Origin of the sequence: Qipengyuania aquimaris (assembly GCF_020171965.1) — a bacterium.
GTDB classification, from domain to species: domain Bacteria; phylum Pseudomonadota; class Alphaproteobacteria; order Sphingomonadales; family Sphingomonadaceae; genus Qipengyuania; species Qipengyuania aquimaris_A.
This window is the reverse complement of record NZ_JAIUZK010000001.1, coordinates 1,462,729-1,481,463: the sequence shown is the minus strand read 5'-3', so window position 1 is coordinate 1,481,463 and position 18,735 is coordinate 1,462,729. Positions and strand designations below refer to the sequence as shown.

The window sequence follows — 18,735 nt, the reverse complement described above, 5'->3', positions numbered from 1 at the left end:
CCGGCTAGAGTGCGAAGGCTGCGCCTGCAAGCTCAGGCAAAGGCCAGCTTGAACGCACCGGTCAGCAGGACGGGCAGGCCGATCGCCAGTGCCCACAGCATGATCTGGTCGCGGCGGAACGCGCCCTTCATTTCGGGATCGGCCGCTTCGGCGTCCGACAGATTGACCCAGCGCTTCTCGAACCAGCGGCAGGCGGGAATGATACCGGCCACCAGCACCACGAGCGCGAGATAGGGAAGGATGGAGGACACGCCCTGCTTCATCGCGTGGACGGTCATGAAAATCTGCAAGGCGGTGTAGACGATCAGCGCGTAGGCGACATTGTCGCTCATCGCCCGGCGCAGGTCGCGGTGGTGTACCGTGTCGTGCGTCTCGGCTGCGGCTGCGTCGTCGATTGCCTTGCCCATCAGGCGTCTCCCCGTATTTTCTCTCCGACTCGCATTGTTTCAAAATTGCGAAACTCTGGCAAGCGGCTTCCGATATATTACCCGACCGTCTCGTCCGGGGCGTTTCATGGCGTCCGCATGACGTCCCCAAGTCGCCCCCATGACGTCCATGCATAAATCCTGCCAGTTCGTCGATTCCCAAGCTGCGCGGGGTTTTCAGGGACGTCACGCATGCTATGGCCAGCCCATGGCAGATCTCACCATGAGCCCTGAGAACGATGCGGTGCACGATGCCGCTCCGCCCATTCCGCAGGGCGGCCTCGAAGTCATTTCTATTGCGAAAAGCTACGACAAGCGCGCGGTACTGACCGATATTTCGCTGTCGGTCGGCAAGGGCGAAGTGCTCGGCCTCCTGGGCCCCAACGGCGCGGGCAAGACGACGTGCTTCTATTCGATCATGGGCCTCGTTCGCCCTGATGCGGGCCGCATCCTGATGGACGGCGAAGACGTGACCAAGCTGCCTATGTATCGCCGGGCGATCCTGGGACTTGGCTACCTGCCGCAGGAAACCAGCATCTTCCGCGGGATGACGGTCGAGCAGAACATCAATTGCGTGCTCGAGATGGTGGAACCGGACGCCGGGACGCGCGAGCAGGAACTGGAGCGTCTGCTGGACGAATTCGGCCTCACCCGCCTGCGTTCAAGCCCTGCAATGGCGCTGTCGGGCGGTGAACGCCGCCGCGCTGAAATCGCCCGAGCGCTGGCGGCGAAACCTTCGATCATGCTGCTCGACGAACCTTTTGCAGGTATCGACCCGCTCTCGATCAGCGACATCCGCGATCTGGTGAAGGATCTGAAGACCCGCGGTATCGGCGTGCTCATCACCGATCACAACGTGCGCGAGACGCTGGAAATCGTGGACCGCGCCTGCATCATCTATGGCGGGCAGGTGCTCTTTGCCGGAACGCCTGAGGCACTGGTGGCGGACGAAAACGTCAAACGCCTCTACCTCGGCGAAAACTTCACGCTGTGATCGCGGCGCGCGCCCGGAGCTGACTTATGGCGCTCGGTCCGAGGCTAGACCTACGGCAGACGCAATCGCTGGTCATGACGCCGCAATTGCAGCAGGCGATCAAGCTGCTGGCGCTGTCCAATCTCGAGATCGAAACCTTCGTTGCCGAAGCGCTGGACAGCAATCCGCTGCTCGAAATCGGGGAAACGCGGCGCGAGGCCGGAGAAGACACGCCCGAGGCATCACCCGATGAACATGACAGCGCGCCGGGTCCCGACGGCGAAGGCGCGCTTGACATCGCCCAGCACGCGCTCGATCCGGAGGCCGCGCCGGGCGACATGGGCGATTGGGGGCAGGCGGCCAGCAGTGGCGGTTCGGGCGAAGACATGCCCGACTTCGAAAATCGCACATCGGACGGGGTCACGCTGGCCGAGCACCTGATGGAGCAGGTCGGCGCGCAGGCGCACGACGCGCGAGAGGCGCTTATCGCGACCCGCATCATCCACGAGCTGGACGACGCCGGATACCTCCAGGCGGAACTCCGCCACATGTCGGACGAACTGGGCGCGCCGCTTGCGGAAGTCGAGCGCGCGCTGGAGCTGGTCCAGTCGCTCGATCCCACCGGCGTCGGCGCGCGGTCAATCAGCGAATGCCTTGCCCTGCAAGCCAAGGAGGCCGACCGCTACGATCCCTGCATGGCGCGGCTGATCGACAATCTCGACCTCCTGGCCAATGGCGATATCGCCCGGTTGAAGCGGTTGTGCGACGTCGACGATGAAGATTTCGCCGACATGCTGGCGGAACTCAAAGGATACGATCCCAAGCCGGGCTGCCAGTACGGCGGCGCGAGCGAGGCGGCGGTCGTACCCGACGTTCTGGTCACACCAAAAGGCAAGACCGGCTGGTCTATCCGCATCAACGAGGCGAGCCTGCCGCGCCTGGTGGTGAACCGCGAATATTACACCGAGCTGGAATCGGGGGCGCGGGACAAGGCGTCGCGCAAATGGCTTAACGAACAGCTGGGCGAGGCCGACTGGCTGATCCGCGCCCTCGATCAGCGGCAGAAGACCATCCTCAAGACCGCCAGCGAGATCGTTAAGCGGCAGGAGGGCTTCTTCCGCGAAGGCGTATCCGCCATGCGTCCGCTGACCCTGCGCGAGGTCGCGGAAGAAATCGAGATGCACGAAAGCACCGTCAGCCGCGTGACGAGCAACAAGTACCTCCACTGCCCGCGCGGCACGTTCGAAATGAAGTACTTCTTCTCCAGCGGCGTCGCAGCCGCCGACGGCGAAGGCGCCAGCAGCGAAGCGATCAAGGCGCGCATCAAGGCGCTGTGCGACGGGGAGGATGCGAAGAAGGTCCTGTCCGACCAGAAGCTGGCCGACCTCCTCAATGAAGAGGGCTTCGACCTCGCCCGGCGCACCGTGGCGAAGTACCGCGAGGCCATCGGCATCGGCTCTTCCGCGCAGCGCCGCCGCGAGAAGAAGCTGAAATCATTGTGAGTCCCATCTGCAACACTGAAAAATGTTAACCCTTTTTACTCCACGTTAACCTTTTCCGTTCAGACCTGCTGTGGTTAACAACGGGCAACACCTCTTTACAGGGGGTTACCGCAAACAGGGGCAAGGGGGGACCAGACCCATGCGTGTACTGCTGATCGAAGACGAGCCGACAACCGCCAAGGCTATCGAGCTCATGCTCACTACCGAAGGCTTCAACGTCTATTCGACCGATCTGGGCGAAGAGGGTTTGGATCTCGGCAAGCTGTATGATTACGACATCATCCTGCTAGACCTCAACCTGCCGGACATGCACGGCTATGACGTGCTCAAGAAACTGCGCGTCGCCAAGGTGCAGACTCCGGTCCTGATCCTTTCGGGCATTGCCGAAATGGACAGCAAGATCCGCAGCTTCGGTTTCGGCGCCGACGATTACGTCACCAAGCCGTTCCATCGCGAAGAGCTGATCGCCCGCATCCACGCCGTGGTGCGCCGTTCGAAGGGCCACAGCCAGTCGATCATCCGCACCGGCAAGCTGGCCGTGAACCTCGATGCGAAAACCGTCGAAGTCGACGGCGCCCGCGTCCACCTGACGGGCAAGGAATACGCCATGCTGGAGCTGCTTTCGCTCCGCAAGGGCACCACGCTGACGAAGGAAATGTTCCTCAACCACCTTTATGGCGGCATGGACGAACCCGAACTCAAGATCATCGACGTCTTCATCTGCAAGCTGCGCAAGAAATTGAGCCATGCTTGCGGCGGAGAGAACTACATCGAAACCGTCTGGGGCCGCGGCTACGTCCTGCGCGACCCGAACGAGGAGGCAGAAGCCGCCTGACAAAATCAACCGCTTGGACAGCGAGTGAAGGCCCGGCCCCCGCAAGGGATGCCGGGCCTTTTCGTTATTGGTGCGGCCTGTTCAGCAGGATGCGAAGATAGGGTGAAAGGCGGTGGCCCATGCGGGTCATCGGCGAGCTGCTGTATCGCGCCACGAAGCGCCGCCAGTCGCGCCCATGGATTGCACCGGCCTCCCACCAGCGCGCGCGCAGTCTCGCGAGCCTGGACAAGGCGGGGTCGAGCGAACTTCCCGCGACCGGATTGGCATCGCAATAGCCGACCGGCTTGCCCGCAAGCACGCAAGGGACACCGGCAGCCCTGGCACGCAGGCCATAGTCGAGGTCGCCGTAAATATGCTCGAACATCGGATCGAGCGAACCGAGACGCTCGAACGCTGCCGCCGACACCAGCACCGCATTGCCGCTGATCGTGTCGATCGTCTTCGGCGTGCCATCGGGTGTGGCCAGTCTCATCCGCAAAGGGCGACGACGCGGATCGGGCCTGAAATGTCCGCCGTAAGTGACCTCCCCCTCCGGCCCGCGCGAGATCGTCGCTCCTGCGCAGATCACCGCACCGCGCCCATCCCGCGATCGTTCGGCATCGGCCAGCATGCCCTCCAGCGCGTGCGGCAGGAGTTCGACATCGTCGTTCAACCAGAAATACCAGTCGTAGTGCATGGCCGCCGCGCTCGCCCGCTCCCACGCCAGCCGCATTCCGCCGTTCCAGAACAGCGTCCCGTCACCTTCGATGACATTGGCCTGCGGCAACAGGTCGAGCACCGCCCTGCCCGTCCCGTCCCGCGATCCGTCATCGACGAGGAAAAGATCCTCGGCCCGAAACTCGGCTTGGGTAGCAAGCGCGCGAAGACAATCGAGAGTCGTCTCGCGCCGGTTGTGGCACGTCATCAGCACCGCGATGCGCGGACCATGTGCTTGATCGAATGCAGTGACGGCCATTTCGGCTAAACGCCTAGCTTGCGTTTCCCGCCCGCTACAAGCGGCAAGCGCTCGCCTGCCTCTGGACAAGTCGTGCGCAATCGGCTTAGCGCCGCGCCCCATGTCAGCATTCAAGGAAGGCGATCCGACCACGCTCAACCGGCTGTATGGCCGCAGCCAGGGCAAGCCCCTGCGCGCCGCCCAGCAGGAACTGGTCGACAAGCTGCTGCCCCAGATCGCGGTCCCAGCCGAGGGACCGGTGACGTCCGAACGCCTGTTCGGTTTCGACCGCCCGCTGCATTTCGAGATCGGCTTCGGCGCGGGCGAGCATCTTGCCTATCGCGCCGACCTGCTGCCGGACCACGGTTTCATCGGGGCCGAGCCCTTCCTCAATGGCGTGGCGCAGGCGCTGACCCATATCCGCGATGGCGGCCTCGCCAATGTCCGCATCCAGCACGGCGACGCGCTGGAGGCGCTGGCCCGCGTTCCCGATGGCGGCCTGACGATGCTCTACCTCCTCCATCCCGATCCCTGGCCCAAGAACAAGCACGCAAAGCGCCGGATGATGAACGACGGGCCGGTCCGCATGATCGCCGACAAGCTCAAGCCCGGCGGCGAATTCCGGTTCGGGACCGACCACCCGGTTTACCTGCGCCACGCGCTCATGGTCATGCGCCGCTTTACCGATGAATTCGAATGGCTTGTCGACGGACGCGAGAGTTGGGAGAACCGTCCCTCCGGCTGGTGCGAGACCCGCTACGAACACAAGGCGCGCAACACCTACGGCCACGAGGTCTGGTACTTCCGCTTCCGCCGGAAATGAGGCGAAGGTAATGATCGGACCGAAAGCGCTCGTCGGCTTCCCGTTTCTTATTCTTGGGCTGATCAGCGCAGGCGCATTTGCAACCTTCAGCTACCGCAGCCTTGAGACTGTGTGGACCGGCCAGAGTGCCGTGGGCGAAATCGTGCGGATGGAAAAGGTCAGCGGCGGCTATCAGAGCGGCCGGTCCTATCTCCCAATTGTCAGCTTCGTCGACGGCGAGGGATCGAGACGTGTTTTCCGACAGAAACCGGGAGGGCGAAAAGACGCGTATGCAATCGGCGAGCAGGTTGCCGTCCTCTACCGTCCTGATGATCCCGATCTCGCAGTGATCGACAGTTTCTGGGGCCGGTACGGCTTTATTTTCGGTACGCTTTTCGCGCTATTTTTCGTGGCCCTCGGGGGATGGCTGATCCGTCGGGACCGCCAAGAGAACGCGATTTTCGATCGTTAGGAACGCATGGCAGGGCGCGGCGATTGAACGGGTATACGCCCAAAGGAGCGCCCGCTTGATTACAACGACCAATCCCGCCACCGGCGAAACCATCGCCACTTACGAAACGCTCGACGACAACGGCATTGACGCGAAGCTGGAAACGGCCACGCGCACTTACCGCGAATGGCGCACCAGCCCGATCGAGCAGCGGGTCGAATTGCTCTCCGCCCTCGGCGATCTCTACGAAAGCAACAAGGAAGAACTGGCTCGCCTCGCTGTCACCGAGATGGGCAAGCCGATCACGCAGGCGCGCGGCGAGGTCGAGAAGTGCGCCAGCCTGTTCCACTATTTCGCCGAAGCCGGCCCGCCGATGCTGGAATCGGAATTCTGGGACCTGTCGGACGGCGGACGCGCAGAAGGACGCTGGTTGCCGCAGGGCCCGGTCCTCGCCGTAATGCCCTGGAACTTCCCCTTCTGGCAGGTGGTTCGCTTCCTTGCGCCGACCATCCTTGCGGGCAATGTCGGCGTCCTGAAACACGCCAGCATCGTGCAGGGCGTGGCGCACCGGATGGAAGAACTGGTGCTCGAGGCTGGCGGGCCGGAAGGCCTGTTCCAGAACCTGTGCGTTTCCTCCGATCCCATCGGTGATGTGATTGCCGACACGCGTATCGTCGCAGCTACGCTGACCGGCAGCGAAGGCGCCGGCAGCGCGGTGGCCCAGCAGGCGGGCAAGCATTTGAAGAAGGTCGTGCTGGAACTCGGCGGCAGCGATCCCTTTATCGTCATGCCCTCCGCGGATCTCGACCAGGCGGTCGAGGACGCGGTTTTCGCGCGCATCCAGAACAATGGCCAATCCTGCATCTGCGGCAAGCGGACCATCGTCCATGCCGACATCCACGATGCTTTCGCTGAGAAATTCATCGCGGCGCTGAAGGACGTGAAGCTTGGCGATCCGATGGATGACGAGACCGAGCTCGGCCCGCTGTCGAGCGAGGGTCAGCGCGATACCGTCCTCGACCAGGTCGCCAAGGCGAAGGAAGAAGGCTGCACGCTCCTGTTCGGTGGCGAGAAGCTAAACCGTGAGGGCGCATGGATGACCGCCGGGCTGCTGACCGACGTCCCGCTCGCCAGCGAGACCGGGACCGACGAAATCTTCGGCCCCGTCGGCCAGATCTACAGGGCGAAGGGCATCGAGGAGGCGATCACGATCGCCAACGCCATTCCCTTCGGCCTCGGCTCGGCCGTCTGGACCAATGACGACGAGGAGCGCGAGATTTTCGCCAACCGGATCGAGGCGGGCATGACGACTTTCAACGCCGTCAATGGCTCCAAGATCGAAGCGCCCTTCGGCGGCATCAAGAAATCGGGTTTCGGGCGCGAATTGTCGCACCACGGCCTGCATGAATTCATGAACCTGAAAACGCTGGTCTATCCGGCGAAAGGATAATCGAAATGAGCAAGACAATCCTCATCGTCGGCGCATCGCGCGGCATCGGCCTCGGCCTCGCCAAGGAATTCAAGAGCCGCGGCTGGGACGTCATTGCGACCGAACGCTCCACGAGCGACGAGCTCCACGCACTCGACGACGTGCGCATCGAGAACATGGATGTGACCAAGCCCGAAACCTTCGAAGGCTTCGACACCAAGGTCGATGCAGTGATCGTGAATGCCGGGATCACCGGCGCCAAACACCAGTCGGCGGTCGAAGCGACTGCGGACGAGGTGGCCGAAGTGATGATGACCAATGCCTTCGGCCCGGTGCATCTCGCCAAGACCGTGCTGCCGCATATTGCGGACGGCGGCACGCTTGCCTTCATGACCTCGCTCATGGGTTCGATCGAGGACAGCTCGGGCGGGTTCGAACTCTACCGCACCAGCAAGGCCGCGCTCAACATGCTGGCCAAGGGCGTTTCGGAGCAGGATGCGGGGCCGCGCGGCATCGCCACGCTCGCGCTGCATCCAGGCTGGGTCCAGACCGACATGGGCGGTCCCAATGCCAAGATCACCGTCGATGAAAGCGTGAAGGGCCTTGCCGATGTGGTCGAGGGCGCCGCGGGGAAGAGCGGCTTCCGCTATGTCGACTACACCGGCAAGGACCTGCCTTATTAAGGCTTAGAAGCGCACGCCGAGGCCGGCGACGACCTGGTCGGTCGTGGCATCGCCCTGGTCGATATCGGCCAGGTTGTTGTAGTTGGAGCGGCGATATTCGAGCCGCGCCTCGAACGGTCCGGGAAGCTGGACCTGCAGGCCGCCGCCGAAGCGGAAACCGTCGGCGTTTTCATCGAGATCGGACAGCGATCCGCTCTCGGTGAAGGCGGTGGTGTCGAGCGCGGTATAGCCCGCCTTGCCGTAAGCGGTGATGCCCGGCGTCACGGCGAAACCGGCACGCGCACCGATGTAATACTGGCCGTTCGTTTCCAGGCCCTCGCGCGCACCGCCGAAGCTGTCGGGGAAGCTGGTCGTGCCATTGCTGGTCGAAAGTTCGCCTTCCACGCCGACGAAGGCGCTGCCGAGCGAAAGGTCGTAACCGGCGGTAATGCCGTAGACCGCATTGTCGGCGCTGGCCGTCGCGCTGCCGTCTTCGGCGTCCACGTCGAGGCCTTCATAACCGCCGATGACGCCGATATGCAGGCCGCCCGGAGCAGCGTTCTGCGCCTGCGCAACGGACGGGACGGCGATCATGCCTGCGCCAAGCGCAGCCATTGCGAATATTGTCTTCATGGGAATTTCCTTGTTCTGCGATCCCTGTCGAACCGCCCCCTGTCGCCGCGCGGATTGCGCGCGCGTGAACCGCGGCGTCAGGATTGCAGAACGCTCGACGAACGGTGCCCGCAGCTAGGCGAGGACCTTGCGCAGGGTCGCCAGCACCGCGTCTTCGTCGGCCTCGGTATTGTAGAGGTGCGGCGTCACGCGCAGCGACTGGCCGCGCGCGGAAACGAAGACCTTCGCTTCGCCCAGCTTCTCGGTGAGGCCGTCCGGCAGGCCGTCGGGAAATTCGAGCGAAAGGAAGTGCGGGCCGCGTTTGCCGACAGGGGCGGAGGTAAGACCCAGTTCCGCTGCCTTTCCGGCAAGGCGGGTGGTCTTGTGCGCCAGGGTCTCGGCGACCTGCCCGACGCTGTGATCCAGCAGGAAATCGAGGGCGGCGCCTGCTCCCATCATCGAGGGCGCATTGGACTTCTCGCCCATGTCGAAACGGCGCGCCCCCGGCTGGTAATCGCCGCGATAATCGACCAGCCGGGTGAAATCCTGCGATCCGGCGCGGTTGATCCAGTTCTGCTCGATCGGCCGTCCGCCGTGGTGCTTGGGATCGACGTAAAGAATGCCGAGGCCATAGGGCCCCATCAGCCATTTGTAGCAGGCGGCCACTGCGAAATCGGGCTTCACGGCAGCGAAATCGATCGGCATCGCCCCCAGCGATTGCGTGAGGTCGAGGACCAGTGCTGCGCCGTACTTGCGGCATTTCTCGCCCACCGCGACGAGGTCGACCACGCGCCCGTCGGCCCAGTGGCAATGCGGCACGGCGACGATGGCGCTGTCCGCGTCGATCGCGTCCAGTACGGCTTGGGTCCAGCAGGCATCGGCCTCACGCCGGACGGCGATCACCGCCCCTCCCTTGCGCTGGGCCAGTTCCTGCCAGGGATAGACGTTGGACGGGAATTGCTCGCCCAGCGTGACGACGCGCCGCCCCTGCCCGACCGACAGGTTCGCGGCTGCAATGGCGAGGCCGTAACTGACCGAAGGCACCACGGCGAGATTGTCGGGCGCTGTGCCCACCAATCGCCCCGCTTTTTCGCGGAAGGTTTCGACCAGCGAGAAGAAGTCCTGCGGGTGGAAATTCCACGGCTGCTCCTTCAGCCGCGCGCCCTCCACCATCGCCGCGCTGACCGCGTGCGACAGCGGCGCCATGTAAGCGCAGTTGAGGTAGTGGATGTCCTCAGGAATCGAGAACAGGTGCCGCTGGGAAGCGATCACCGGATCAGCCCAGCACGCCCGCGCTCGCCAGCACCGCCAGCGTGAGGATATCCGGCGCGATCGCCGTCATCGGCGCGATCTGGACCGGCTTTTCCATGCCGATCATCATCGGGCCCACGGTCGTTTCCCCGCCTAGTTCGCGCAGCAGCTTTGCCGACAGGTTCGCCGATTGCAGGCCGGGCATGATGAGCACGTTTGCCGGACCGGACAGGCGGTTGAAGGGATAAAGCTCCATCACCTTGGGGTTGAGCGCGGCATCGGGCGCCATTTCGCCTTCGTATTCGAAGTTCACCGTATCGTCGGCATCGAGGATCGCCACCGCGTCGCGGATATTGCCGAGCCACTGGCCCGACGGATTGCCGAAGGTGGAATAGGACATGAAGCCGACGCGCGGCTCGTGGCCCATGCGGCGTGCGACCGCAGCGGTCTCGCGCGCGATATGCGCCAGCTGCTCTGCCGTGGGCCGCTCGTTGATGGTGGTGTCGGCAAGGAAGGTGGTGTGGTTCTTGCCGATCATCATGTGGATGCCGAAGGGCACCGCACCGGGCTTTTCGTCCAGCACCCTGCCCACTTCGCGCGCGGTCTGGGCGAAGGTTCGCGTAAGGCCGGAAATCATCCCGTCGCCATGTCCCAGCGCCACCAGCAGGGCGGCGAAGACATTGCGTTCCTGATTGACCATGCGAGTAACGTCGCGCTCGGTATAGCCGCGGCGTTGCAGGCGCTTGTAGAGATAGTCCACCATGGCCGGGACCTTGTCCGACACCTTGGAATTCTCGATGATCCAGTCGTCCGGATCCTCCACCGCCAGCTCGATCAGCTTTTCGCGAACCTTGTCGGTCCGGCCGACCAGGATCGGCTCGCCATAGCCGAAATCGCGGAACTGGATCGCAGCGCGCAGGGCCACTTCCTCTTCCGCTTCGGCAAACACCATCCGCTTGGGATTGGCCTTGGCGAGGTCGTAGATATTGGTGAGCGCCGCCGTGGTCGGGTTGAGCCGCGCCTTCAGCTTGTGGCGGTATTCGTCCATGTCCTCGATCGGGGCCTGGGCGACACCGGAATCCATCGCCGCCTGCGCCACCGCGCTGGAGACGACTTCCATGAGGCGCGGATCGAAGGGGGCGGGAATGATATATTCCTCGCCGAACTGGTGCGTCACGCCATAAGCGGCAGCGACTTCTTCGGGCACGCGTTCGCGGGCAAGTTCCGCAATCGCGCGCGCGGCGGCGACCTTCATTTCCTCGTTGATCGCGGTAGCCTGCACATCGAGCGCGCCGCGGAAGATGAAGGGGAAGCCGAGCACATTGTTGACCTGGTTGGGATAGTCGCTGCGCCCGGTCGCGATGATCGCATCGGGGCGGACCGCCTTAGCGTCTTCGGGCATGATTTCGGGCACGGGGTTGGCCATGGCGAAAATGATCGGCTTGTCGGCCATCTTCTCCACCCATTCCGGCTTCAGCGCACCGGCAGCCGACAGGCCGAGGAAGATGTCCGCCCCGTCGAGCGCTTCTTCTAGGCTGGTTGCCGAAGTCGCGACGGCATGCGCGCTCTTCCACTGGTCGACGCCTTCGCGGCCCGGAGTGATCGGGCCGGACCGGTCGCACACAATGACGTTCTCGTGCGGGATGCCGATTGCCTTGATCAGCGCGGTACAGGCAAGCGCAGAGGCTCCCGCACCGTTCACCACCATCTTGCAGTCCTTCAGCTCGCGCCCGCTCAGATGGCAGGCGTTGATGAGGCCCGCAGCGGCAATGATCGCGGTGCCGTGCTGGTCGTCATGCATGACCGGGATGTTCATGCGTTCGCGCAGCGCCTGCTCGATGATAAAGCATTCGGGCGCGGCAATGTCTTCGAGATTGATGCCGCCGAAGCTCGGCTCCATCAGGGCAACCGCTTCGATGAACTTGTCCGGGTCTTCGGTGTCGAGTTCGAGGTCGATCGAATCCACGTCGGCGAAGCGCTTGAACAGCACCGCCTTGCCTTCCATCACCGGCTTCGACGCAAGCGCGCCGAGATTGCCAAGGCCGAGGATCGCCGTGCCGTTTGAAATCACCGCCACAAGGTTCGAGCGCGCGGTATATCTCGCCGCATCCTGCGGATTGGCCGCAATCGCTTCGACCGGCGCCGCCACGCCCGGCGAATAGGCGAGGCTGAGATCGCGCTGGCTCGCCATGGGCTTGGACGCGATGATCTCGATCTTACCGGGACGGATCGTCTCGTGATAGAACAGCGCCTCGCGCGTGGTGAATGCGGTCGGTTTTTCGTCGGCCATGAAAGTCCCTGTGTCGGCTATTGCCTTCGCCCTAAGGGCATTTGGCGACAAGTCATAGGGGGAAAGACGCTTTGCGCCGCTTCCCGAATCGCGCGGCTCCCAGCTACGGCATGGGCATGTCCGGCAAACCCACCCCGATGATGGAGCAATACCTCGCGCTCAAACGCGAAGCAGGCGATGCGCTCCTGTTCTATCGCATGGGCGACTTCTTCGAACTGTTCTTCGACGATGCGCGCGTGGCGGCGGGCGTGCTCGACATCGCGCTGACCAGCCGCGGCGAACACGGCGGGGAGCCGGTGCCGATGTGCGGCGTGCCGGTCCATTCGGCGGAAGGTTACCTCGCGCGGCTCATCAAGGGCGGGTGCCGGGTCGCGATTGCCGAGCAGACGGAAACGCCCGACGAAGCGAAGGAGCGCGCCAAGCGCGAAGGCAAGCCGGTGTCGAAAGCGCTGGTGGCGCGCGATATCGTGCGCTTCGTCACGGCCGGGACGCTGACCGAAGAAGCCCTGCTGGAACCGCGCCGCGCGAACCTGCTGGTCGCGATAGCCCCGGTCCGCGATGCGATCGGGCTGGCGTCCTGCGACATCTCCACCGGTCGTATGGAACTGGAAGAATGCGCGCCCGACCGGCTCGATGCGGCGCTGGCACGCTTGGGCGCGAGCGAAGTGGTCGCCCCCGAGGATTGGGAGCCAAGCTCCGAGGACGTGATTGTCCGCCCCCGCACCGATTTCCGCAGCGAGGATGGCGAGGCGCGGTTGAAGGAGCTTCACGGCGTCGCGACGCTGGACGGCCTCGGCGATTTTACGCGCCCCATGCTGGCGGCCGCAGGCGGGCTGATCGCCTATCTCGACCATGCGGGGCGCGGCCAGCTGCCCTTCCTCCTGCCGCCGGTCGCGCGCGGATCGGGCGCGCATCTCGCTATGGATGCGGCAACCCGCACCAGCCTCGAAATCCTTGCCGCGCAGAACGGCGGGCGCGAGGGGAGCCTCATTGCCTGCGTCGATCGCTGCGCCACGGGGGCCGGTGCGCGGCAACTGGCCGAAGACCTTTCCGCACCGCTGGCCGACCTTGGCGCGGTCGAGGAGCGGCTCGCCGCCGTCCATCACTTCCACGCCGACCCGCTCCTGCGCGCGGACCTGCGCGCAATCCTGCGGCAGGCCCCGGATATCGGGCGTGCCCTGGGCCGCATCGTGGCAGGGCGCGGCAGCCCGCGCGATCTCGGGCAAATCCGCGACGGACTGTCCGAGGCGCGCCGCGTGCGCGATATGCTCTCGCACAGCGCGGACCTTCCCCCGCTGCTCGAAAGGATGCTCGGCGCGCTTGGCGGGCATGGCGCGCTGGTCGACCATCTGTCGCGCGCACTCGTCCCCTCCCCGCCGACGGAACGCGGCCAGGGCGGTTTCATCGCCGAAGGCTACGACCACGCGCTCGACGCGTTGCGGGAAACCAGCGGCGATGCGCGGCGCGCGATTGCCGCGCTGGAGGCGAAGTATCGCGAGGAGACCGATACCGCCTCGCTGAAGATCAAGCACAACAAGGTGCTCGGCTATTTCATCGAAGTGCCCGCCAAGCACGGCGACAAGCTGATGGCATCCGACAGCGGCTTCACCCATCGCCAGACGATGGCCGGCGCGGTCCGCTTCAACTCCGTGGGCCTGCACGAAGAAGCCAGCCGCATCGCCGAGGCGGGCGCCCATGCCCTCGCCGCCGAGGACGCGCATTTCGAGCAGCTGGTGGGCGAAGTATGCGCCGACCGCGAAGCAATCGCCGCGACTGCTGCCGCGCTTGCCCGGGTCGATGTATCCGCTGCGCTGGCGGAACGCGCGGTAGAGGGCGACTGGTCGCGGCCCGAGATGCTCGACGAGCCCTGCCTCGAAGTGACCGGTGGACGGCATCCGGTGGTGGAGCAGGCGCTCGCGAAGGCGGGCGAACGCTTCGTCGCCAATGACTGTGCGCTGGGACCGGACGACCGGCTGTGGCTGATCGGCGGCCCGAACATGGGCGGTAAATCGACATTCCTGCGCCAGAACGCGCTCATCATGCTGCTGGCACAGGCGGGCAGTTTCGTCCCTGCGACCTCGGCAAGGATCGGCCTTGCCGACCGGCTGTTCAGCCGGGTCGGGGCGAGCGACAACCTGGCGCGCGGTCGCTCCACCTTCATGGTCGAAATGGTCGAGACGGCGGCGATCCTGAGCCAGGCAACGGACCGCAGCTTCGTCATCCTCGACGAGGTCGGGCGCGGCACGTCGACCTATGACGGCATGGCGCTGGCCTGGGCCGTGGTCGAGGCCGTGCACGAACAACTCGCCTGCCGGTGCCTTTTCGCAACGCACTATCACGAGCTGTCGCGCCTTGCCGACACCTGCGACGCGCTCAGCCTCCACCACGTCCGTGCGCGCGAATGGAAGGGCGACCTTGTCCTCCTTCACGAGCTTGCAAAAGGTGCGGCGGACCGCAGCTACGGCCTTTCGGTGGCCAAGCTGGCGGGTGTCCCTGCCCCTGTCATAAAGCGCGCGAAAGCCGTGCTCGACAAACTGGAAAAAGGGCGCGCCGAGACCGGCGGGCTTGCCGCAGGGCTCGGCGACCTGCCCCTTTTCGCCGCCAGCGTGGAAGCTGCCGAAGAGCAGGACGACGGCCTCGGCGCGCTGATCGATGCCATCGACGTCGACGCGCTCAGCCCGCGCGAAGCCCTTGAAAAACTCTACGAGCTGAAGGCGCAGGCGGCGGAAAGAAAGGTTTAACCGGGACGGCGCTATAGTTGCTTCCCATGGAAACCAGCGTCTTTACCAAACAGCGCAAGAAGCTCATCATGATAGGGCTGTTCCTGCTGTCCGTCGTCTTCATGGTCGGCCGCGAGGAAGACCCGGGGATGCTCCAGCAGATTGCAGAGCAGACGGGCGAACAGACGCAAGGTCCGCCGGTCGCACAACCCGGCGCACCCGTGCAGCAGCAAGTGTCTGCGCCGCGCCCGCAGGTCCGTCAGGACCCCGCGCTGGACGATTGGTATGCGCAGGCAGGCACGCTCAATGCGCCGATGGAACCCTCGCCGCAGGACAACAGCTGGCTGATCAACGACACCGAGCCGCTCGTTTCCACCGAACCGGTCGGTTAAGCGACCGGGGAACCTGCGCCTTCGCCATTCGCTAAATCTGAATGGCACAGGACGATCCACCCAAAGATACCGACAAAAGCACCGAGTGGGCAGAGTTCCGCACGGACCTTGCCGAAGACCGCAACATCATGGCGATGGAGCGCACCTTCGCGGGCTGGATGCGCACGGCATTCGCGGCAATCGGTATCGGGTTGGGTTTCCGCGCCGTGTTCGGAGAATTCCAGCCGCCCTGGCTCGCAAAAGCGATCGCGACCATGTTTATCTTCGGGGGTGGCTGGCTTGCCGTGACCGCAGAGCGGCGCGCATGCAAAACGCTAGCACGTCTCGATCCGCACAAGTTCGAGGCGATCAGCACGCCGAATTTCAAACTGATGGCCTACGCCGTCGCCACAGGCTCCGCGATATTGATCGCGGGCCTGTGGATCCTCAATGACGGCGATCTGGGAGGTTAGGTGCCGTCGCCGCGCAGGCCGTCGGGCTTGTGCTCCTCGCCGTATTTATCGACGTTGTCGTCATGGTTCGGTTCGCCGCGATAGGCGTCCATGTCGATCCGGCCCGAACTTTCCATGTCGCGCATATGATCGATGGTGTCCTGCGTGGAATCGCCCATCAGGCCCGACTTGTTGTCGCTCTTTTCGCTTTCGGTCGGCGAAGTCGTTTCCGTCGTCACCTGCCGCGCCTGTTCGGCCACTTCCTGGGCCTGGCTGCGGTGATCGTCCTGTTCGTCATTATGCGTTTCGGGCGCGAGGCCCGATTGGCGCATTTCCTGGCTCTCTGCCTTGGTATCGGTCATGCAAAATCTCCTTTGCACAACCAACGGGCGGCGAGGCTGGGAGGTTCCTAGCGCGTGGGGACCGGAGCCTCGCCCGCATAGTCGTAAAAGCCCCTACCGGTCTTGCGGCCGAGCCAGCCGGCCTCGACATATTTCACCAGCAGCGGAGCCGGACGATACTTGCTGTCGCGCGTGGTGCGATAGAGCACCATCAGTATGTCGAGACAGGTGTCGAGACCCACGAAATCGGCCAGCTGCAGCGGACCCATCGGGTGGTTGAGGCCGAGGCGGCAACCTTTGTCGATATCTTCGATACCCGCAGTCGACTGGCCGAGGACGAAGATCGCCTCGTTGATCATCGGCAAGAGGATGCGGTTGACGACGAAGCCCGGCTCGTCCTGGCTCAGCACCACTTCCTTGCCCAGCGCTTCTGCGAAGCCGCGGGTGCGCGCGGTAGTTTCCTCGCTGGTGGCAAGGCCGGGAATGACTTCGATCAGGCCCATGACAGGGACCGGATTGAAGAAGTGCAGGCCGATGAAACGCGCCGGGTCGGGCGAATAGTTCGCCATGCGGGTGATCGGGATCGAGCTGGTGTTCGACGCCATGATCGCATCGGCGCGCAGTTTCTCACCCGCCTTTTCGAAGATCGCCTTCTTGATCTCTTCTTTCTCGGTCGCCGCCTCGATGATCATCTCGGCCTCGTCCATGCGCGCATAGTCGCCGACGGGCGTGATCCGGGCCATGGTCGCTTCAGCATCCGCGATTTCGATTTTGCCGCGCCCGACCAGCTTGCCGAGCCCCTTGTCGATCTTGCCGACGGCAGCCTCTGCCACCTCCAGGCTCACGTCGGCGAGCAGCAACTGCATACCGTGCTGCGCAATGGTCTGCGCAATGCCGGAGCCCATCTGGCCCGCACCGATGATGGCGATCGTCTTGCTCACGTGATTTTCCCTTCGCAGATGCAGCAAAGGCGCTGCACTAGCGAGAAGGAGCGCCGCTGGCTAGCGCGGCATCAGCGATTTGCGCCGGGAACCCACTTCACATCGTCCGCGCCATTGGAATTGGCCACACGGGCGAGCACGAAGAGATAGTCGGAGAGCCTGTTGATATAGGCCAGCGCCTGCGGATTTACCGCCTCGGTGGCGGCAAGCGCAACGCAGGCACGCTCTGCCCGGCGGACGGCCGCGCGCGCCACGTGAAGGCGCGCCGAGGCTTCGTTACCGCCGGGGAGCACGAAACTGGTCAGGGGTTCGAGATGCGCGTTGGCCGCGTCGATAGCCTCTTCCAGCCATGTCACCTGCGCGGCGACCATTCGCAGCACCATTTCCGAAGGCGCGAAGTCGTCGCCCTCTCCGGCAGGGGTCGCAAGGTCCGCGCCGAGATCGAACAGATCGTTCTGGATGCGGAACAGCGCCTGTGCATGCTCGCTATCCGCCAGGGCGACGGCTGCGTGGCCGAGCGCGCTGTTCGCCTCGTCCACCACCCCGATCGCTTCCATGCGCGGCGCGTGCTTGGCAACGCGCGACCCGTCGACGAGCCCTGTAGAGCCGTCATCGCCGGTGCGCGTGTAGATCTTGTTGAGCTTGACCACCCCTGAGCCCGCCTGGCCGGATCAGGCGGCGACGGCGAGCATGATCGCCATGATCACGATGGCCACCGCCTGCCATTTGACGCGCGCCATCATCGCCTTGTTCTGCTTCAGCTGCATTTCGGTGGCATCCACCTGCTCGCCGCTCTGCAGGTCGATCTTGGTCGACTGGAGGAAGGCCACCACGCCGCGAACGAGGGACACGACGACCATGATCATGGCCGCGAGGATGAGGATGACGAAGACAGTGTTCATGGGCCCTACCTAGGTACTGACGAGCGAAATTCCAGTTGGAAACTCTTCAGCGCGCAGCGCGTCGGCAAGTTCCCGACCGTCCTCGCCCGCAAGGCGGCGATCGGCTAGGCTCGGCGATCCGCGCCGCTTGGCCAGCTTCTGCCCGGTGTCGTCGACCAGGATCGGATGGTGGTGCCAGTCGGGCACCGGCAGGTCGAGCAGCGCCTGCAGCACCCGGTGCACATGGGTGAGCGCAAACAGGTCCTGCCCGCGTGTGACCAATGTCACCCCGTCCGCCGCATCGTCGAGCGTCATGGCGAGGTGGTAGCTGGCGGGTGCGTCCTTCCTCACCAGTACGACATCGCCGAAGGGCCGCGGGTCGGCCATGATGAGCCCGGCCAGCTCGTCCTCCCAGAAAATCTCGCCCACTTCGGCCATCGCGCGGTCCACGTCCAGCCGCAGCGCGGCCGGCTTTTCGGGATCGAGCAGGCGGCCCTTGCAGGTGCCGGGATAGATCGCGCCCTCCGGCCCGAAGCGCGGTTCCGCCGCCTGGATATCCGCGCGCGTGCAGGTGCATGGATAGAGCAGCCCGCGATGCAGCAGCTCGCGCGCGGTCGCTTCATAACTAGCCAGCCGGGTCGATTGGGCGGGCACTTCTTCCCATTCCAGCCCCAGCCATTCGAGGTCGGCGCGGAATTCGTCGGCCAGTTCGGGGCGCGAGCGTTCGCCGTCGATATCCTCGATCCGCAGCAGGAAACGCCCGCCCCGCTCGCGCACCAGATCGTGCGCCACGATCGCCGCATAGGCGTGGCCGAGATGCAGCGAACCATTGGGGCTTGGGGCGAAGCGGGAAACGATCAAGT

Annotated in this window: 20 protein-coding genes; 10 read left to right on the top strand and 10 right to left on the bottom strand. The window is 64.4% G+C overall.

Annotated elements, in window-relative coordinates; all coding sequences use genetic code 11:
• Positions 1-32: 32 nt before the first annotated feature.
• Positions 33-407, bottom strand: a complete 375-nt coding sequence (locus LCM24_RS07365) for a hypothetical protein (RefSeq protein ID WP_224803388.1) — start codon at positions 405-407, stop codon at positions 33-35.
• A 241-nt stretch (positions 408-648) separates the two neighbouring features.
• Between LCM24_RS07365 and lptB the strand changes: the two genes are divergently transcribed.
• From lptB to ctrA, 3 genes are all read left to right on the top strand, one after another.
• Positions 649-1,419, top strand: coding sequence for an LPS export ABC transporter ATP-binding protein (gene lptB / locus LCM24_RS07360; RefSeq protein ID WP_412093798.1), 771 nt, complete (start codon positions 649-651; stop codon positions 1,417-1,419).
• A 26-nt stretch (positions 1,420-1,445) separates the two neighbouring features.
• Positions 1,446-2,900, top strand: coding sequence for an RNA polymerase factor sigma-54 (gene rpoN / locus LCM24_RS07355; protein WP_224803386.1), 1,455 nt, complete (start codon positions 1,446-1,448; stop codon positions 2,898-2,900).
• Between the two features lie 139 nt (positions 2,901-3,039).
• Complete coding sequence (gene ctrA / locus LCM24_RS07350) at positions 3,040-3,735, top strand: response regulator transcription factor CtrA (RefSeq protein ID WP_090477376.1); 696 nt, start codon at positions 3,040-3,042, stop codon at positions 3,733-3,735.
• A gap of 64 nt (positions 3,736-3,799) precedes the next feature.
• Here ctrA and LCM24_RS07345 read toward each other — a convergent pair whose 3' ends face one another.
• The gene (locus LCM24_RS07345) at positions 3,800-4,690 is read right to left on the bottom strand and encodes a glycosyltransferase family 2 protein (RefSeq protein WP_224803385.1); all 891 of its coding nucleotides are present in this window, start codon (positions 4,688-4,690) and stop codon (positions 3,800-3,802) included.
• A gap of 100 nt (positions 4,691-4,790) precedes the next feature.
• On the opposite strand from LCM24_RS07345, the gene trmB reads away from it, so the two are divergent.
• From trmB to LCM24_RS07325, 4 genes are read left to right on the top strand one after another with little or no spacing between them, the layout of a single operon-like run.
• Positions 4,791-5,492, top strand: coding sequence for a tRNA (guanine(46)-N(7))-methyltransferase TrmB (trmB, locus tag LCM24_RS07340; RefSeq protein WP_224803384.1), 702 nt, complete (start codon positions 4,791-4,793; stop codon positions 5,490-5,492).
• A 10-nt stretch (positions 5,493-5,502) separates the two neighbouring features.
• Positions 5,503-5,943 carry a DUF3592 domain-containing protein gene (locus LCM24_RS07335; RefSeq protein WP_224803383.1) on the top strand — a complete coding sequence of 147 codons (441 nt, stop codon included), beginning with the start codon at positions 5,503-5,505 and terminating at the stop codon, positions 5,941-5,943.
• Positions 5,944-5,998: 55 nt separating this feature from the next.
• On the top strand, positions 5,999-7,372 hold the full coding sequence (locus tag LCM24_RS07330) for an NAD-dependent succinate-semialdehyde dehydrogenase (RefSeq protein ID WP_224803382.1): 1,374 nt from the start codon (positions 5,999-6,001) through the stop codon (positions 7,370-7,372).
• A 5-nt stretch (positions 7,373-7,377) separates the two neighbouring features.
• Positions 7,378-8,034, top strand: coding sequence for an SDR family NAD(P)-dependent oxidoreductase (locus LCM24_RS07325; protein ID WP_224803381.1), 657 nt, complete (start codon positions 7,378-7,380; stop codon positions 8,032-8,034).
• 3 nt (positions 8,035-8,037) lie between these two features.
• Here the strand turns inward: LCM24_RS07325 and LCM24_RS07320 are convergent, their stop codons facing one another.
• The 3 genes from LCM24_RS07320 to LCM24_RS07310 all read right to left on the bottom strand — a co-directional run bounded on the left by LCM24_RS07320 (position 8,038) and on the right by LCM24_RS07310 (position 12,166).
• Positions 8,038-8,646, bottom strand: coding sequence for an outer membrane protein (locus tag LCM24_RS07320; protein ID WP_224803380.1), 609 nt, complete (start codon positions 8,644-8,646; stop codon positions 8,038-8,040).
• Positions 8,647-8,760: 114 nt separating this feature from the next.
• Complete coding sequence (locus tag LCM24_RS07315) at positions 8,761-9,897, bottom strand: aminotransferase class V-fold PLP-dependent enzyme (protein ID WP_224803379.1); 1,137 nt, start codon at positions 9,895-9,897, stop codon at positions 8,761-8,763.
• Positions 9,898-9,901: 4 nt separating this feature from the next.
• Positions 9,902-12,166, bottom strand: a complete 2,265-nt coding sequence (locus tag LCM24_RS07310) for an NADP-dependent malic enzyme (protein WP_224803378.1) — start codon at positions 12,164-12,166, stop codon at positions 9,902-9,904.
• Between the two features lie 116 nt (positions 12,167-12,282).
• Between LCM24_RS07310 and mutS the strand changes: the two genes are divergently transcribed.
• The 3 genes from mutS to LCM24_RS07295 are packed head-to-tail and all read left to right on the top strand — an operon-like array spanning position 12,283 to position 15,730.
• Entirely contained in the window at positions 12,283-14,907 is a 2,625-nt protein-coding gene (gene mutS / locus LCM24_RS07305) for a DNA mismatch repair protein MutS (RefSeq protein WP_224803377.1), read from the top strand.
• Between the two features lie 26 nt (positions 14,908-14,933).
• Positions 14,934-15,278: a hypothetical protein gene (locus LCM24_RS07300; RefSeq protein WP_224803376.1), complete on the top strand. Its 345-nt coding sequence runs from the start codon at positions 14,934-14,936 to the stop codon at positions 15,276-15,278.
• A 41-nt stretch (positions 15,279-15,319) separates the two neighbouring features.
• Entirely contained in the window at positions 15,320-15,730 is a 411-nt protein-coding gene (locus LCM24_RS07295; protein ID WP_224803375.1) for a YidH family protein, read from the top strand.
• Here LCM24_RS07295 and LCM24_RS07290 read toward each other — a convergent pair.
• The 5 genes from LCM24_RS07290 to gluQRS all read right to left on the bottom strand — a co-directional run bounded on the left by LCM24_RS07290 (position 15,727) and on the right by gluQRS (position 18,733).
• On the bottom strand, positions 15,727-16,071 hold the full coding sequence (locus LCM24_RS07290; RefSeq protein ID WP_224803374.1) for a hypothetical protein: 345 nt from the start codon (positions 16,069-16,071) through the stop codon (positions 15,727-15,729). The genes LCM24_RS07295 and LCM24_RS07290 overlap by 4 nt on opposite strands.
• Positions 16,072-16,118: 47 nt before the next feature.
• Positions 16,119-16,991: a 3-hydroxyacyl-CoA dehydrogenase NAD-binding domain-containing protein gene (locus LCM24_RS07285; protein ID WP_224803373.1), complete on the bottom strand. Its 873-nt coding sequence runs from the start codon at positions 16,989-16,991 to the stop codon at positions 16,119-16,121.
• A gap of 71 nt (positions 16,992-17,062) precedes the next feature.
• Positions 17,063-17,641, bottom strand: coding sequence for a cob(I)yrinic acid a,c-diamide adenosyltransferase (locus LCM24_RS07280; RefSeq protein WP_224803372.1), 579 nt, complete (start codon positions 17,639-17,641; stop codon positions 17,063-17,065).
• Between the two features lie 21 nt (positions 17,642-17,662).
• Positions 17,663-17,893 (bottom strand): HIG1 domain-containing protein, encoded by a 231-nt coding sequence (locus tag LCM24_RS07275; RefSeq protein ID WP_090477353.1) that lies wholly within the window; start codon positions 17,891-17,893, stop codon positions 17,663-17,665.
• 9 nt (positions 17,894-17,902) lie between these two features.
• Positions 17,903-18,733 (bottom strand): tRNA glutamyl-Q(34) synthetase GluQRS, encoded by an 831-nt coding sequence (gluQRS, locus tag LCM24_RS07270; RefSeq protein ID WP_224803371.1) that lies wholly within the window; start codon positions 18,731-18,733, stop codon positions 17,903-17,905.
• Positions 18,734-18,735 lie beyond the last annotated feature (2 nt).